11 protein-coding genes and 1 pseudogene are annotated in these 13441 nt (G+C 60.1%); 3 read left to right on the forward strand and 9 right to left on the reverse strand.

All coding sequences use genetic code 11. From position 1 onward, the window contains the following. The 3 genes and pseudogenes from IG168_RS14655 to nhaC all read right to left on the reverse strand — a co-directional run. Positions 1-186: pseudogene (locus IG168_RS14655) on the reverse strand (glucose-6-phosphate isomerase); the annotation flags it as partial. A 910-nt stretch (positions 187-1096) separates the two neighbouring features. Next, positions 1097-2140: a DUF3549 family protein gene (locus tag IG168_RS14660; RefSeq protein ID WP_193165167.1), complete on the reverse strand. Its 1044-nt coding sequence runs from the start codon at positions 2138-2140 to the stop codon at positions 1097-1099. A gap of 18 nt (positions 2141-2158) precedes the next feature. Further along, a complete protein-coding gene (gene nhaC / locus IG168_RS14665; protein WP_193165168.1) occupies positions 2159-3622 on the reverse strand; it encodes a Na+/H+ antiporter NhaC in 1464 nt (487 codons plus the stop codon). Positions 3623-3897: 275 nt separating this feature from the next. Here nhaC and IG168_RS14670 point away from each other — a divergent pair, with 275 nt between their 5' ends. The 3 genes from IG168_RS14670 (at position 3898) to IG168_RS14680 (ending at position 7873) form a co-directional block, all read left to right on the forward strand. After that, positions 3898-5067, forward strand: a complete 1170-nt coding sequence (locus IG168_RS14670) for a 1-acyl-sn-glycerol-3-phosphate acyltransferase (RefSeq protein ID WP_193165169.1) — start codon at positions 3898-3900, stop codon at positions 5065-5067. A gap of 306 nt (positions 5068-5373) precedes the next feature. Further along, on the forward strand, positions 5374-7536 hold the full coding sequence (gene dinG / locus IG168_RS14675) for an ATP-dependent DNA helicase DinG (RefSeq protein ID WP_193165170.1): 2163 nt from the start codon (positions 5374-5376) through the stop codon (positions 7534-7536). Positions 7537-7546: 10 nt separating this feature from the next. Beyond that, a complete protein-coding gene (locus IG168_RS14680; RefSeq protein ID WP_193165171.1) occupies positions 7547-7873 on the forward strand; it encodes a YqcC family protein in 327 nt (108 codons plus the stop codon). Between the two features lie 2 nt (positions 7874-7875). On the opposite strand, the gene IG168_RS14685 is transcribed toward IG168_RS14680, so the two are convergent. Genes IG168_RS14685 through IG168_RS14710 form a run of 6 tightly spaced genes read right to left on the reverse strand, consistent with a single transcriptional unit; the run spans position 7876 to position 13428 of the window. Then, positions 7876-9237: an FAD-dependent oxidoreductase gene (locus IG168_RS14685; protein ID WP_193165172.1), complete on the reverse strand. Its 1362-nt coding sequence runs from the start codon at positions 9235-9237 to the stop codon at positions 7876-7878. 30 nt (positions 9238-9267) lie between these two features. Beyond that, positions 9268-10548, reverse strand: coding sequence for a kynureninase (gene kynU, locus IG168_RS14690; RefSeq protein ID WP_193165173.1), 1281 nt, complete (start codon positions 10546-10548; stop codon positions 9268-9270). A 43-nt stretch (positions 10549-10591) separates the two neighbouring features. Further along, a complete protein-coding gene (locus IG168_RS14695; RefSeq protein ID WP_193165174.1) occupies positions 10592-11422 on the reverse strand; it encodes a cyclase family protein in 831 nt (276 codons plus the stop codon). Continuing rightward, a complete protein-coding gene (locus tag IG168_RS14700) occupies positions 11419-12459 on the reverse strand; it encodes an amidohydrolase family protein (protein ID WP_193165175.1) in 1041 nt (346 codons plus the stop codon). Before IG168_RS14700 ends, IG168_RS14695 begins: the two co-directional genes overlap by 4 nt. A gap of 10 nt (positions 12460-12469) precedes the next feature. Further along, positions 12470-12991: a 3-hydroxyanthranilate 3,4-dioxygenase gene (locus tag IG168_RS14705; RefSeq protein WP_193165176.1), complete on the reverse strand. Its 522-nt coding sequence runs from the start codon at positions 12989-12991 to the stop codon at positions 12470-12472. A gap of 23 nt (positions 12992-13014) precedes the next feature. Next, complete coding sequence (locus IG168_RS14710; RefSeq protein ID WP_193165177.1) at positions 13015-13428, reverse strand: RidA family protein; 414 nt, start codon at positions 13426-13428, stop codon at positions 13015-13017. Between the last annotated feature and the right edge of the window lie 13 nt (positions 13429-13441).

Raw genomic sequence — 13441 nt, forward strand, 5'->3', positions numbered from 1 at the left:
AGTGTCGCCGCGCAGGTGGTTTTTACTGTAATCCAGATAAATGCCCGCAGCGGCGGCACTGAAGCGGGCAGCTCTATCGGGCTCAGTCGTGAATAGCTCGCGCAGGGACCACTTGTGCTGTTGATGGTGTGAATGCAGGCGGGCGATGGCAGCATCGCCGCTGAACGTCGGAGTTTCGCTTGTCATGGTGACTCTGGTTATAGCTCTTGCGGATGCGAGATACATTGGCGCGTCTGTCCACAATCGGCGAGCGGCAATGCAGCGGTTATTTATGCGTCAATGCTAGCGGTAAACGCTCGGCAGAGCCAGAGGAAGCGAGACGAGGGGGAAGTAAATCCGGCGTGGGTAACGAAAGTTTTCGCAGGGCTGAAAAGCAAATGCCGCTTCGAAAAGCGGCATTGCTAATCCTGCTTGAAGAGGGTCTTACTTGACCACTTTCATGCAGCGAACGCTGTCAGAAGCCATCCAACAATCCGCGTCAGCAGGGCAGGCCATCGACATTGGAATTTGTTCAGAGCCCGGAGGGCAGGATGCCGGCATCGGTGGCGCTGCACAGCAACCCGCCAGAACCAGTGCACTGATAATTCCGATTAAGTACTTGGCTGGAGTGAAATTCATCCCCTAACTCCTTTCCGTTGATGTTAGCCATTAGCATAGCCAATAAAACGTCACCTGTTTGGTCAGCTTTGTAAAATGATTTTCTACAAAGGTACCGCCCATTGGAGTGTAATAGGCACGCGGTTTAAATAGCTGCCACGGGTGAAGTCTGGATAATTTTTATGCCACTTTGTCGCAGGGAATTACCTAAATTTAAAGGGTTTTCCGCCAAAATGCTCCCGGGGCTATTGCGGGACGTGGAGATTTTTTTTGTATTGCGTGGCGGAAATTATTTTCCCGCAAAGTTATCGCAATTTTGCGCGCCATGTTTTATTGGGACGCTCATGCTTTACGAATTGGAAATTCCTGATTGCGGACAAGGCACCAGTTGCTAACAGTGAAGAAACCATCCGCAAGAAGGATAGCCATTGCCGAATCGATGGGGGATGCTAAAAGTAGCTTTTCGCGCGCCGTTCATTGCCGCGCGAAAATCGTTGAATCAGTGAGTGGGGGCCGGTCCGTGCAGGAAGGTGCCGAAGGCACTGGCCAGGGCCTCCGGGCGCTTCGGATCGCGCAGTGCCGCGAGTAGGGCGCTACGAACCGGCGCCAGAAACATGAGGTCGCTCAGCAGCAGATTGAAGCGCTCCTGGCTCTGGTGAGTCGCCAGCGCGGCGAGCCAGCTGGCGGCGAGGTCGTCATGCGCCAGATCCTGCGCGCAGCGACTGCCGATGGCCGCGACTACTTCGCCGTTTTGTGCGGCCGGGCCCTGTAACAGTTCCAGTAAAAACGATCGTCGTAGACCGTCGGCCGGCGAATGCGAAACGCCGCGCACCGCCGCGGCAACAATCGCGAAATCGACGGGATCGGCTCGCAGGGCGCTGTCGGCGCATTCGACAATGCGTTGCGCGAGGCGGTGATCGATGGCCTCGTTTTCCAGGCTCTGGCACAGACCGACGAAAACCGGCGGTGCCAGTTCGCCCAGCTTGCCCAGAAGCAGATCTCTTTGACTTTCCCAGTGCGCCGCCAGGTCGGCAATGCCCTGGACGCCCAACTGGTCCCAGCGATGGGATTGCGGTGCGCGGCAGTAAGCGAGTACGCCTTCGTAGTATTCGCTGGCGGGGCGTTTCAGCAGCTGTGCCACTTTTGCGTGAAAGCTGGCCTGGCGCTCCGGCGCGGGGCTAAAGGCAATACCGCTCTCTTCCAGCGCGCTGTGCAGTTGCGCACCCAGGTCCTCCTGCTCTCCCTGGCCGAGCTTTTCGATCAGCAGGTGCAGGAAGGCATCGCGCACCGGTAATTGCAATTTGCCCTGTTCATCCAGTGGCAGACGCAGAAACCAGATCACTGGCTCGCCGCTCTCCGGCGGCAGCAGCACCAGTCCGGTCCACGCATGGCGCAGGTAGGGGTGCGGCCACGGCGCCTGCCCGGCTTCGAAGGCTTCGACCGCAGAGCGCGGTACCGACTGCACGCGCCGGCCCAGGTCGAACCAGCGCTGTTTGAATTGTGCCGCGGCGATCAGGCCGCTCAGGGTACCGCTTTGCTGCATCGGGTCGTCAAATCTCGGTTATTGAGCCACTTTGGCAGTGAGCGGCATCTGTTTGAAGTGAAGCCAGCCGTACGCGATGGCCAGCAGCGGACAGATCAGGTTGAACAGTGCATAAGGCGCATAGTGCCAGGTGGCAATGCCCAGGGTACCGGACATGAAAGCGCCGCAGGTGTTCCAAGGAATCAGTACCGAGGTAATGGTACCGGAGTCTTCCAGGGAGCGGGACAGGTTCAGCCCGTGCAGGCCCATGTCGGCAAAGGCTTCGCGGAACATACGTCCGGGGATAATGATAGCCATGTACTGGTCGCCGGCGGCGGCATTCATACCGAAACAGGTCAGTACAGTGGTGGTTACCAGGGCGCCAACGCTCTTAACACGGGACAGGGCCCAGTTGACGATGCGCTCGAGGAAGCCGGCCTTTTCCATGGCGCCGCCGAAGGCCATGGCGGAGATGATCAGCCAGATGGTGTTCAGCATGCTGCTCATGCCGCCCTTGGACAGCAATTCGGCGACATTTTCGTTGCTGGAAGAAGACTTGTAGCCGTCGAACAGGCTGTACCAGCCGCCCTTGACCACGGCCAGTGCACCTTCGCCGCCGCCGAGGCGCCGCGCGGCATCAGTCTCGAAGGTCATGCCGATAATCACGCCGGCCAGTGCGCCGATGATCAGGGTCGGGTAGGCGGGCATCTTGCGCCAGGCCATGAACAGCAGCAGTGCCAGCGGCAGCAGGCTGACCAGGGAAATATGGAATTCCGCCTGCAGCGCGGTCAGCAGCGTCTCGATATCCGCGGTGTCGGTTTGTGCGGCGTGGGTTCTCAGGCCGATGATGGAGAAAATCACTACCGCCAGGGTAAAGGCCGGAATGGTGGTCCACAGCATATGGCGGATATGCTGGAACAGGTTGTTGGAGGTAACCGCGGCAGCCAGGTTGGTGGTGTCGGACAGCGGCGACATCTTGTCGCCGAAGTAGGCGCCGGAGATAACCGCGCCGGCAGTGATTTCCGGCGACAGCTGCAGTGCCTGCGAGATACCGATCAATGCCACACCGAGGGTGCCAGCGGTGGTCCAACTGGAGCCGATGCTGAGACCGACCACGGCACAGATCAGGCAGCTGGCGGCGTAGAACCATTGCGGTGACAAGATCTGCACGCCGTAGTAGATCATCGAAGGTACTGTGCCGGCGAGAATCCAGCTACCGATCAGCGCGCCCACGGCGAGCAGGATCAGGATGGCGCCGAACACCAGGCTGATACCGTGCAGCATGCCCCCTTCCATTTCGTTCCAGGTGTAGCCGTTTTTCATGCCGACCAGCGCGGCCACACCGGCGCACAGCAACAGGGCAATCTGGTTGGGGCCGTAGGAGGAGTCGGCGCCGAAAAACTGTACTGACATAAATAGCATCAGGATCAGTAGCAGTAGGGGCATCAGCGCATCACCCAGACTGGGTTTGCGGGGTTCGGGGGTGGAACTGGTCTGCGTCAAGTTGAACTCCTGGTCTACTGCGAGGCCTTACCCTGGTATTCGGGGCGCCTTCATTATCATTGTTTTGGCCGTCTCGGACGGGCGAAGCCGGATATTCTCCCGGCTGCGGCCCACCGTGTCCACACCGGTTGGTCGGGCACAGTGCTGGCAGTTCGGCGGCGCTTCCGGTATGTTCTGCGCCGGCCCGGTGCCGGCACTACGGTACCGCAGGTTCCCAGATTGTCCACAATAAGAAAGCGCCGCCGCCCGGTGCGCGGCTGGCAGGTAGTGATTTCATGAGAGCAAGTGAGTTGGATCCGGCACAGTTCGAAGATATTCGCCCCTATCGCGACGACGAGGCGCGGGCGGTGCTCGACCGGATGATTGCGGACCCCGAGATGTCGCACGCAGCGGCCCACTTCCTGGTGCCCAAGCTGGCCCGGCTGGAAGGGCCGGTCGCGTGGCTGGTGCGCCAGTTTGTGCGCTTCAAGTTCCGTAAGGTAAAGAATATCCGTGGTGTGCAGGAAATCATCGCCACCTACCTGGAAATGGCGGTCAACCGCACCAGTAGCGGGCTGACCATCTCCGGTCTGGATACCCTGCCGCGCGACCGCGCCTGTCTGTTTGTGAGCAACCACCGGGATATCGCCATGGACCCGGCGCTGGCCATTCTCGCGATGTTCGAGGAGGGGCACGAAACCTCGCGCATTGCCATCGGCGACAATCTGCTCACCAAGCAATTTGCCACCGATATCATGAAGTTGAACAAGAGTTTCGTGGTCAAGCGCAACGCCGGCAACCGCCGCGAGAAGCTGGCAGCGGCCACCCAGCTGTCCAATTACATCTACCACTCGGTGGTGAATGAAAACGAACACGTGTGGATCGCGCAGCGCTCCGGCCGCGCCAAAGACGGCCTGGACCGTACCAATCCCGCGCTGGCAGCGATGTTCGCGATGACCAAGGACAAGGAAACCCCATTTGCGGATTTCTGGCGCAAGCTGCACATAGTGCCGCTGTCGATTTCCTATGAGTGGGATCCCTGCGACGAGCAAAAGGCCAAGCAGCTGTACTTCGAAGAGCACAAGGAGTACCGCAAGGGCAAACATGAGGATCTCGGTGCGATCGCCAAGGGGATTACCGGTTTCAAAGGGCATATCCACACGGCCTTTGGCACCCCGATCGAGGGCGACTTCAACGATGTGGCGTCCCTTGCCGAAGAGATCGACCGCCAGGTCATTGGCAACTATGTGCTGCACCCGACTAACCTGATCGCCTATCAGATGATCTACGGCGAAGCGCCCGCGCTGCCCGTGGGCTACCCGGCGAAGCCGTGGCATCCGGACGAGCACGCGGAGACCCGCGCAAAATTCGAGGCGCGCATGGCGAAGGTTGACGAGCGCTGGCGCGACAAGGCGATCCAGTCCTATGCCAACCCGGTGGTTTCCAGGCTCGCCTACAACGACTAGTGGTCCAGGCGGCAAATTCTGTAACCGATCTCTCCGCCACAGTCTCCAGCGCTGGGTTGCAAAAGCTTGAATTAGCGCTGCCAGTCCGGCGCTTTTTCGCCTTGCTCTGGAGCCTGCGGCTGTGAGCTTTAGCTACCGAATTTACTGCTTGAACCACTGGGCGGGTCTCGCGCCGCGATTTCGGGTACCATTCGTCGAGGATGAGGCGCGTCCCTGCGCCTCATATGCTTTGCTGGCAGCCGATAGCTGCCGGGAATTGTTCCCGATTAATTTTTCATCACTCCGCACGCAGCGCTAGATATTCCCTTGCTTAACGACCAACACAAAAAGGCCATCCAGACCGCCTACAGCCAGTTCCTGGCCGGCCGCGAACTCAAGGCCCGCTACGGGCAGAAGCTGATGGTGGCGGCGATAGCGCGCAGTCTGGGCGCTATCGTCCAGGACGGTGCCGGTGAGCGCGACAGCGCCAAGACCGACGGCGAACATATCTGCGTGGTCGAGGCGGGCACCGGTACCGGCAAGACCGTGGCTTACCTGCTCGCGGCCATTCCCCTGGCCCAGGCCCAGGACAAGAAACTGGTGGTTTCCACGGCCACCGTAGCCCTGCAGGAGCAGATCATCTACAAGGATCTGCCGGAAGTCGCGCGCCACAGCGGTCTGCAGTTTGATTACAGCCTCGCCAAGGGGCGCGGCCGCTATATGTGTCTGTCCAAGCTTGACCAATTGCTGTCCAGCTTCAGCGACAGTGGCAAGGGAGTGAGTCTGGGTCTCTATGAAGACGAGCTGCCTCAGGTGGACGAGACGGGCGTAAAGCTCTATCGCGATATGGCCGATAAGCTGGCCACCGGTGGCTGGGACGGAGACCGCGACAACTGGCCGGATACCATCGAGGTGAAGGATTGGAGTCTTGTCACCACCGATCACCGCCAGTGCAGTGGGCGCCGCTGCCCGCACGTCACCAACTGCAGCTTCTTCCGCGCGCGCGAGAATCTCGGCAAGACCCAGGTGATTGTCGCCAACCACGACCTACTGCTGGCGGACCTTGCCCTCGGTGGCGGCGCGATACTGCCGCCGCCGGAAGAGACCATCTACGTTCTCGACGAGGCCCACCACCTGCCGGACAAGGCGCTGAACCATTTTTCCCACCACAGTCGCGTGGGTGCTTCCACCGGCTGGCTCGACCAGGCCAACAAGAATCTCGGCCAGATGCTCGGCGAGATCGGTGACGGGGCGGAATTGGATCGCTGCGGCGAACAGCTGCCGGGGCTACTGACCTCGGCCAAGCAGGGGCTGGAGCAGATGTGGCCGCTGATCGAGGCGCACTGCGAATTTGAGGATGACCGCGGTAACGGCTTTAATAACAACCGCTCTGGCAGCATTCGCCACCGCTTCGAGGGCGGTGTGGTTCCGGAACCGATCATGCAGCTGGCAGAAAAGCTGCGCGAGGATTTTGACGAGCTGGAGTCGGCGCTGAACAAGATGCTGCAGGCCGCCCAGCGCCTGCTCGAGGATCCGCATTCACCGGTGCCGGCTGTGGATCTGGAGCGCTGGTATCCGCAGCTGGGCAGCTGGTATGGCCGCGCAGAGGCGAACCTGCAGCTGTGGGCCAACTACGCCCGCGAGGACGCCGCAGGCGCGCTGCCGCAGGCGCGTTGGGTTACGCTGGTGGATTGGGGTGGTTCAACGGATTTTGAGGTGTGCAGTTCGCCGATCCTGGCGGGCAAGACGCTCGAATACAGTCTCTGGCGTCGCTGTTTCGGCGCCGTGTTGACGTCGGCCACGTTGACCGCGCTGGGCAAGTTCGACCGCCTGAAGATGCGCGCGGGCACACCGGACAAAGCCAGCTACCAGGTGGTGCCGAGCCCGTTTGATTTTTCCCGGGCTACGCTGCGCGTGCCGGCCTCCGCCGTGGATGCGGGCAATGCCGACGAGCATACCAATGCAGTGATTGCCGCGCTGCCCGAGCTGTTGCAAGACGAGCGCGGGGCACTGGTCCTGTTTTCCTCGCGCCGGCAGATGGAAACGGTGTACGAATCCCTGCCCGGTACCTGGCGTAACCGCATCCTGATGCAGGGGCAGCGCTCCCGCCAGCAGCTGCTGGAGAATCACCGCGAAACCATCGATGGCGGCGGCAGCAGTGTGCTGTTCGGTCTCGCCAGTTTTGCCGAGGGACTCGACCTGCCCGGTGATTACTGTCGGCACGTGGTGATCGCCAAACTGCCGTTCGCCGTGCCCGACGACCCTATCGAGGCGGCGCTGGCAGAGTGGATCGAAGCCAAGGGCGGCAATCCGTTTATGCAGATTACCGTGCCGGATGCGGCGCTGAAGCTGGTGCAGGCCTGTGGGCGACTGCTGCGCGCCGAGGGCGACAGCGGCACCGTTACACTGCTGGACCGGCGCATAGTTACGCGCCGCTACGGACGTGCGATTCTCGATTCTTTGCCGCCGTTTAGCCGCAAGATTGATTAAAGTAAAAGTTATGAATCCGATATATGACGACGTCGCCCTGTTGCTGTTGAAACTGGAGGCCGAGCTGCGCCGGCTGCAACTGTGGCAGGAAGAGGCACCACCCGCCGAGGCGTTGGCGAGCAAGGAACCCTTCTGCGTGGATACCCTGTCGCTGCCGCAGTGGTTGCAGTTTGTTTTCCTGCCGCGCATGGTCGAGCTGATTGAGGGAGCGCGACCGCTGCCCACCGAGTGCGGCATAGCGCCCATCGCCGAGGAGTATTTCCGCGGCGGCGACTACACCGCCGGTGAGCTGATCCAGCTGCTCGAGGAAATCGACACCCGCCTGCAGCGGGGCTGAAGTCAGTCGTCCAGCAGCGCCTTCACCAGTTCGCCGGCCCGGCGCCAGTCCACCTGGTCAATATGCTCGATGTCTTCGGACAACTCGGACAGAATCAACTGGTTTTTCTCTCCTATCCGCTGCACCTCGGCGTAGGGCAGCTGGTGGAACATCACCATGGAATAGCGCGGCGTAAAGTGGTCGGGAAAACGCTTTTCCAGTTCGAAGCCGATGGCCTTCTTCAGCAGGAACTTCGGATCGCGCACCGAGTTGCGCATTTCGACATAGTTTTCCAGTGCCATATCGGCGATGGCGTTGGCATCGGGAATGCGCGTGTCGCTGTATTGAGTGAAGATCTTCTGCCAATTGCCGGCTTCACACTGCATCAGTTCGTTGAGAGCAGCGCAGTCCTCGAATCCGCAGTTCATGCCCTGGCCATGGAAGGGAACAATAGCGTGGGCCGCGTCACCCATTAAAATCGCCCGCTCGTCCAGGTTCCAGGGCGCACAGCGCACGGTGCCCAGATGCCCGGTGGGGTTATCGAAGAAATCTTCCAGCAGGCCGGGTATCAGTGGCAGCACATCGGGGAAGTAATGCTGGAAAAAGTCCCGCACATTCTCCGCTGTTTTCAGCGAATCGAAACTGGGCCCGTCGGCTGAATGCGCCGGCAGGAAGAGGGTGGCGGTAAAACTGCCGTCCAGGTTCGGCAGGGCAATCAGCATAAAGCCGCCGCGGGGCCAGATATGCAGGGCGTGCTTTTCCAGTTGGAAGCTGCCGCCGGCACCGGCAGGGATTTCCAGTTCCTTGTACTGGTGGTCAAGCGGCTCGACGGATTCCTGCCAGTGACCCGCCGCTAACGCGCTACCCATCAGCGCGCGGCTGCGGGAACCGGCACCGTCGGCACCGATAAAACGGCTGAAAGTGACAGACTTTTCATCGCCACTTTCGCGATCGAAAAAGGTCGCCTGCCGGCCGTCAAAATCGATATGGCGCAGCTCGTGCTGAAAGTGAAATTTGACCTTGCCCGTTTCTTCGGCGGCATCCAGCAGCAGGCTGTTGAGCGCTCCGCGGGATACGGAGTAAATCACCTCTTCCGGCTTCTGCCCGTAGGGCTGCAGGTTGGCACCGCCATCACCGTCGTGAACCATTCGCCCACGCATGGGAATCAGTAGCCGTGATACCCGTTCCATCAGCCCCAATTGCTCCAGTGGGCGGATGCCGCGGTTGGCAAGCGCCAGGTTAATGGAGCGACCGGCGGAGATATCGTGTCTGCGCAGGTCCGGACGTATTTCAAACACGTCCACATCAAAGCCCTGGCGGGCGAAGAAGCTTGCGGCCATGGCGCCGACCAGGCCACCGCCCGCCACTACAATCTTTTCTGTCATCGGAAAACCTTTTGATTCTGCCCGTGCAAGTTACTCGTTGCAGGCCGCGGCCAGTAGATCCACAAAGCGGTAGACGTCTTCGAAGCTGTTGTACAGCGGTACCGGCGCTATGCGAATCACGTTTGGCTCGCGCCAGTCGCAGGTAACGCCATTGTCCTCGAGGCGTTTGTGCAGCTCGCGCCCGCTCAGGTGTTTGGCGTCGCAACACAGCGACAGCTGGCAACCCCGCTGTTGCGGGTCGAGCGGAGTGATGATGTTGATGAATTTCCCGGTACGCTGTTCCAGCAGGAATTGCAGGTAGGCCGTCAGCTTTTCCGATTTGTGGCGCAGTGGCGCCATGCCGCCCGCCTCCTGGAAAATATCCAGCGAGGCACGGATGGCGGCCAGGGACAGGATCGGCGGATTGGAAAGCTGCCAGCCCTCCGCGGTGGGGATGGGCTGAAAGCGATTTTCCATGCGGAAGCGGCTTTCCTTGTCGTGGCCCCACCAGCCGGCGAAGCGCGGCAAAGCTGTGTCGCTGGCGTGACGGCGGTGTACAAAGCAGCCCCCGACCGAACCGGGACCGGAGTTCAGGTACTTGTAGGAGCACCAGCAGGCAAAGTCCACCTGCCAGTCGTGCAGCTGCAGCGGCACATTGCCCACCGCGTGGGCCAGGTCGAAGCCCACGCAGATACCGCGGGTCTGCGCGAGCCGGGTGATGGCTTCAATATTCCAGACTTGCCCGGTGTAGTACTGCACACCCGGCAGCAGCATCAGTGCGATTTCGTCACCCTGTTCGCGGACCAGGGTTTCCACGTCTTCCTGGCGGACCAGCTCTTCGCCCTCGCGCGGCTTGACTAGCAGCATACCGTCTTCAGGGTCGATGCCGTGAAAGCGCAACTGGCTCTCCACCGCGTAGTGATCGGAAGGGAAGGCGTGGTCCTCAATGACGATTTTGTAGCGCTCACTGGTCGGACGGAAGAAGGTCACCATCATCAGGTGCAGGTTCGCGGTGAGCGAGTTCATCACCACCACTTCGTCAGCGCTTGCGCCGACTAAAGCCGCGGAGGATTCGGCGAGAAATTCGTGGTAGGGCATCCAGGGATGGTCGCCGGAAAAGTGGCCCTTCACTCCCAGAGTCGCCCACTTGTCCAACTCCGCGGTGACATAGTCGCGCGCCCGTTTGGGCTGCAAGCCGAGGGAGTTGCCACACAGGTAGATTTCCGGGCTGCCGTCACTTTGACGGGGAAAGTTGAATTCATCGCGGAAGCGCGCCAGTGGGTCGTCCCGATCCAGTTGTCTGGCGAACTCCAGGCCTGTTTCGAATTGCATACTGCTGAACTCTCTATTGTTATTTTGCGGACTTCAGTTCGGGTTATTCCGCCACCTCGAGCGGAAACAGTACCGGGCGGCTGGGGGCTGCATCGGTTTTAAATGGGGGAATCTGCAGGTTAAGCAGGTAGAGGCCGTCGGCAACGCTGTCCGGCACAAATACCATTTCCGTCACCGTGCGCTGTTGCCTGGCGCCGGCGTTGATGTGATGGCTGCCGGCGTCGATATTCCAGAAACTGTGATGATTGGCCAACAGGCCCTCGTCAAACATCTTGTCAATGCTGGGGAAGTCCACCAGCAAATGGTCGAACTCCAACAGCAGGGCCATGGCCTCGCTGGAGAAAAATACCGGCGGTGGCCCGCTGGCCGCATCCGCATAGGCGCGTGAGAATTTCTCCTCGCTGTTCGGCAGGGTGCGAATGACGATGGCGCCGCAGTGCTGTGCGTCCGGCTGTTCGGCCAGAGCTTCGCCGAGGCGCCGCGCGCTGATGACCAGGTCGCCCGGCTCCGGGTTAGGTGAGTAATGTTCGCTGCAGACCCCCAACGTCTCCGGTTCCAGGCTGATTACCGCACATGGCAGCAGCAACGGGGACATCAGCTCGCCCACCGGTATCAGCTCATCGACGATATGACTGACGGATTCTGTATGGGTGCCGTTGCAGTGCGGCACGATGGTCAACTGCGAGACATTGCAGCTGCCGCCGCGGCGGGTATCGCCGACGAAACCATCCGCTTCCAGCGCCGTGGCCGAAGCGACGGGGGCACCAAAGTGATTGGGCTGCTTGCCGTCGAACTCCAGCGGTATCGCAAGGCTCACGGCTTTCTCGCTTTCCGCCCGGTAAACAGCTCCGTTCAGTTCAAAGGTAAGTTTCATCTGGCGGCCTCCGTCAGTGAGCCTGAGTTACAGAACTGCTTCTTTTCCAGCCCGAGCCATTCCAGTGCGGAACCGTGCAGCAGGCGTGCCTTGGTGTCCTCTTGAAGTACCATGGACTTGATCAGGCTGCCGGGCTCGAGTTCGCCGAGGGGAAAGGGGTAATCGCTGCCCAGTGCAATGCGTTCCGGTCCCGCCAGATCGAGCAGGTACTTGAGCATCAGCGGGTCGTGCACTAATGAATCAAAATAGACTCTCTGCAGGTATTCGCGCGGGTTGATACCGTTGTCCACAGCGCACAGATCCGGGCGCACATTGAAGCCGTGTTCGATGCGACCGATGGTGCTGGGGAAGGCGCCGCCGCCGTGGGCAAACGCCACACGTAGTTTTGGGAATTTCTCCAGTACGCCGCCGAAGATCATCGAACAGATGGCCCGCGAGGTTTCCGCCGGCATGCCCACCAGCCAGGGGAGCCAGTATTTGGGCATAACTTCCCGCCCGGCCATCTCCCAGGGGTGGACGAAGACCGCCGCACCGAGTGACTGCGCCGCCTCCCACACCGGATACAGGTTTTCGTCGCACAGGTTCCAGCCGTTGACATGTGAGCCAATCTGCACGCCAGCCAGGCCGAGTTGTTTGATACAGCGCTCCAGCTCACTGACCGCCAGTTCCGGCGCCTGCATTGGCAGGGTGCCGAGACCTACGAATCGTTGCGGCTGGGCTGCAACCACACCGGCGATATGGTCGTTCAACAGCTTGGACAGATCGAGCGCGTGTTCGGACTTGGCCCAGTAGCTGAACATCACCGGCACCGTAGACAGTACCTGTACGTGTACGCCGTGCTGGTCGCACTCGCGCGTGCGCACATCCGGATCCCAGCAGTTGCTTTCGATTTCGCGGAAAAACTTGTCGTCCTGCATCATGCGCGCGCAGCCGCACTTGTGGTGATCCAGATGAATGAAACCGCCATAACCGTAGCGCTCTTTCAGGTTTGGCCAGTTTTCCGGCAGTATGTGGGTGTGAATATCGATAGTGAACATGACGACATACCTACTCGCCGGGCAGCGGCATCAGGTGGCCGCAGTTGTCACAGGTACGGTTTTTTACCGAACTGAAAAAGCGGTCGAATACCGGGGGGAAGTCCTGCTCAATATTGCGCAATTTGAAGAACTCTTCGTACAGCAGGTGGTTGCACTCATCGCAATACCACTGCAGTCCGTCTTCTTCCTGCTCGGTGCGGCGTCGCTCGATGACCAGGCCCACGGTATCGGCGAAGCGCTGCGGTGAGTGGGGTACTCGCGGCGGCAACAGGAAGATTTCCCCCTCGCGGATGGGAATGTCCACCACTTCTCCATCCTGGATGGTTTTCAACAACATATCCCCTTCCACCTGATAGAAGAACTCGGGGCCCTCGTCCACATGGTAGTCCTTGCGGGTGTTGGGGCCGCCCACCACCATGATGAAAAAGCCCTGTTCCTCGAACACCAGTTTGTTGCACACCGGGGGTTTCAGGTGTTCACGGTGTTCCTCGATCCACTTGTGGAAATTAATCGGGGGCGCGAGTCTATTCATGTTTCTGCTCCTGGCCGGTACCGTTAAATGGTGGCGATGCATTTCAACTCGATGGCGATGGGAGTCGGAAGGGAGAGAACTTCCACCGTGGTTCTGCAGGGCTGGTTGTCTTTGAAATACTCTGCGTAAATGGCGTTGTAGGTCTTGAAGTCGTCTTTCATATTAGTCAGGAAGACGGTGACGTCGACCAGCTGACTCCAGCTGGAACCCGATTCCTCGAGAATTGTGCGCACGTTGTCGAAAACGGAGCGGCACTGGGCGGCGATGTCGTAGCTGGCGATCGCCCCGGTGCTGCTCAGGGATACTCCGGGAATTTCCTTACTGCCACGCACACGGGGACCGACGCCGGACAGGAACAGCAGGTTGCCGACCTTGCGCGCGTGCGGGTAGAGGCCGACGGGCTCGGGGGCCTTCTTGGATTCGATGGGATTGCTCATTTATTCTTATCTC

This window comes from Microbulbifer hainanensis, assembly GCF_014904735.1.
Classification (GTDB): domain Bacteria; phylum Pseudomonadota; class Gammaproteobacteria; order Pseudomonadales; family Cellvibrionaceae; genus Microbulbifer; species Microbulbifer hainanensis.

What these genes read in the sequence shown, in the direction of transcription:
- IG168_RS14660 (WP_193165167.1), bottom strand. Translation starts at nt 2,140, where the DNA reads ATGCAGCAAAGCGGTACCCTGAGCGGCCTGATCGCCGCGGCACAATTC.
- IG168_RS14670 (WP_193165169.1), top strand. Translation starts at nt 3,898, where the DNA reads ATGAGAGCAAGTGAGTTGGATCCGGCACAGTTCGAAGATATTCGCCCC.
- IG168_RS14680 (WP_193165171.1), top strand. Translation starts at nt 7,547, where the DNA reads ATGAATCCGATATATGACGACGTCGCCCTGTTGCTGTTGAAACTGGAG.
- IG168_RS14685 (WP_193165172.1), bottom strand. Translation starts at nt 9,237, where the DNA reads ATGACAGAAAAGATTGTAGTGGCGGGCGGTGGCCTGGTCGGCGCCATG.
- kynU (WP_193165173.1), bottom strand. Translation starts at nt 10,548, where the DNA reads ATGCAATTCGAAACAGGCCTGGAGTTCGCCAGACAACTGGATCGGGAC.
- IG168_RS14695 (WP_193165174.1), bottom strand. Translation starts at nt 11,422, where the DNA reads ATGAAACTTACCTTTGAACTGAACGGAGCTGTTTACCGGGCGGAAAGC.
- IG168_RS14700 (WP_193165175.1), bottom strand. Translation starts at nt 12,459, where the DNA reads ATGTTCACTATCGATATTCACACCCACATACTGCCGGAAAACTGGCCA.
- IG168_RS14705 (WP_193165176.1), bottom strand. Translation starts at nt 12,991, where the DNA reads ATGAATAGACTCGCGCCCCCGATTAATTTCCACAAGTGGATCGAGGAA.
- IG168_RS14710 (WP_193165177.1), bottom strand. Translation starts at nt 13,428, where the DNA reads ATGAGCAATCCCATCGAATCCAAGAAGGCCCCCGAGCCCGTCGGCCTC.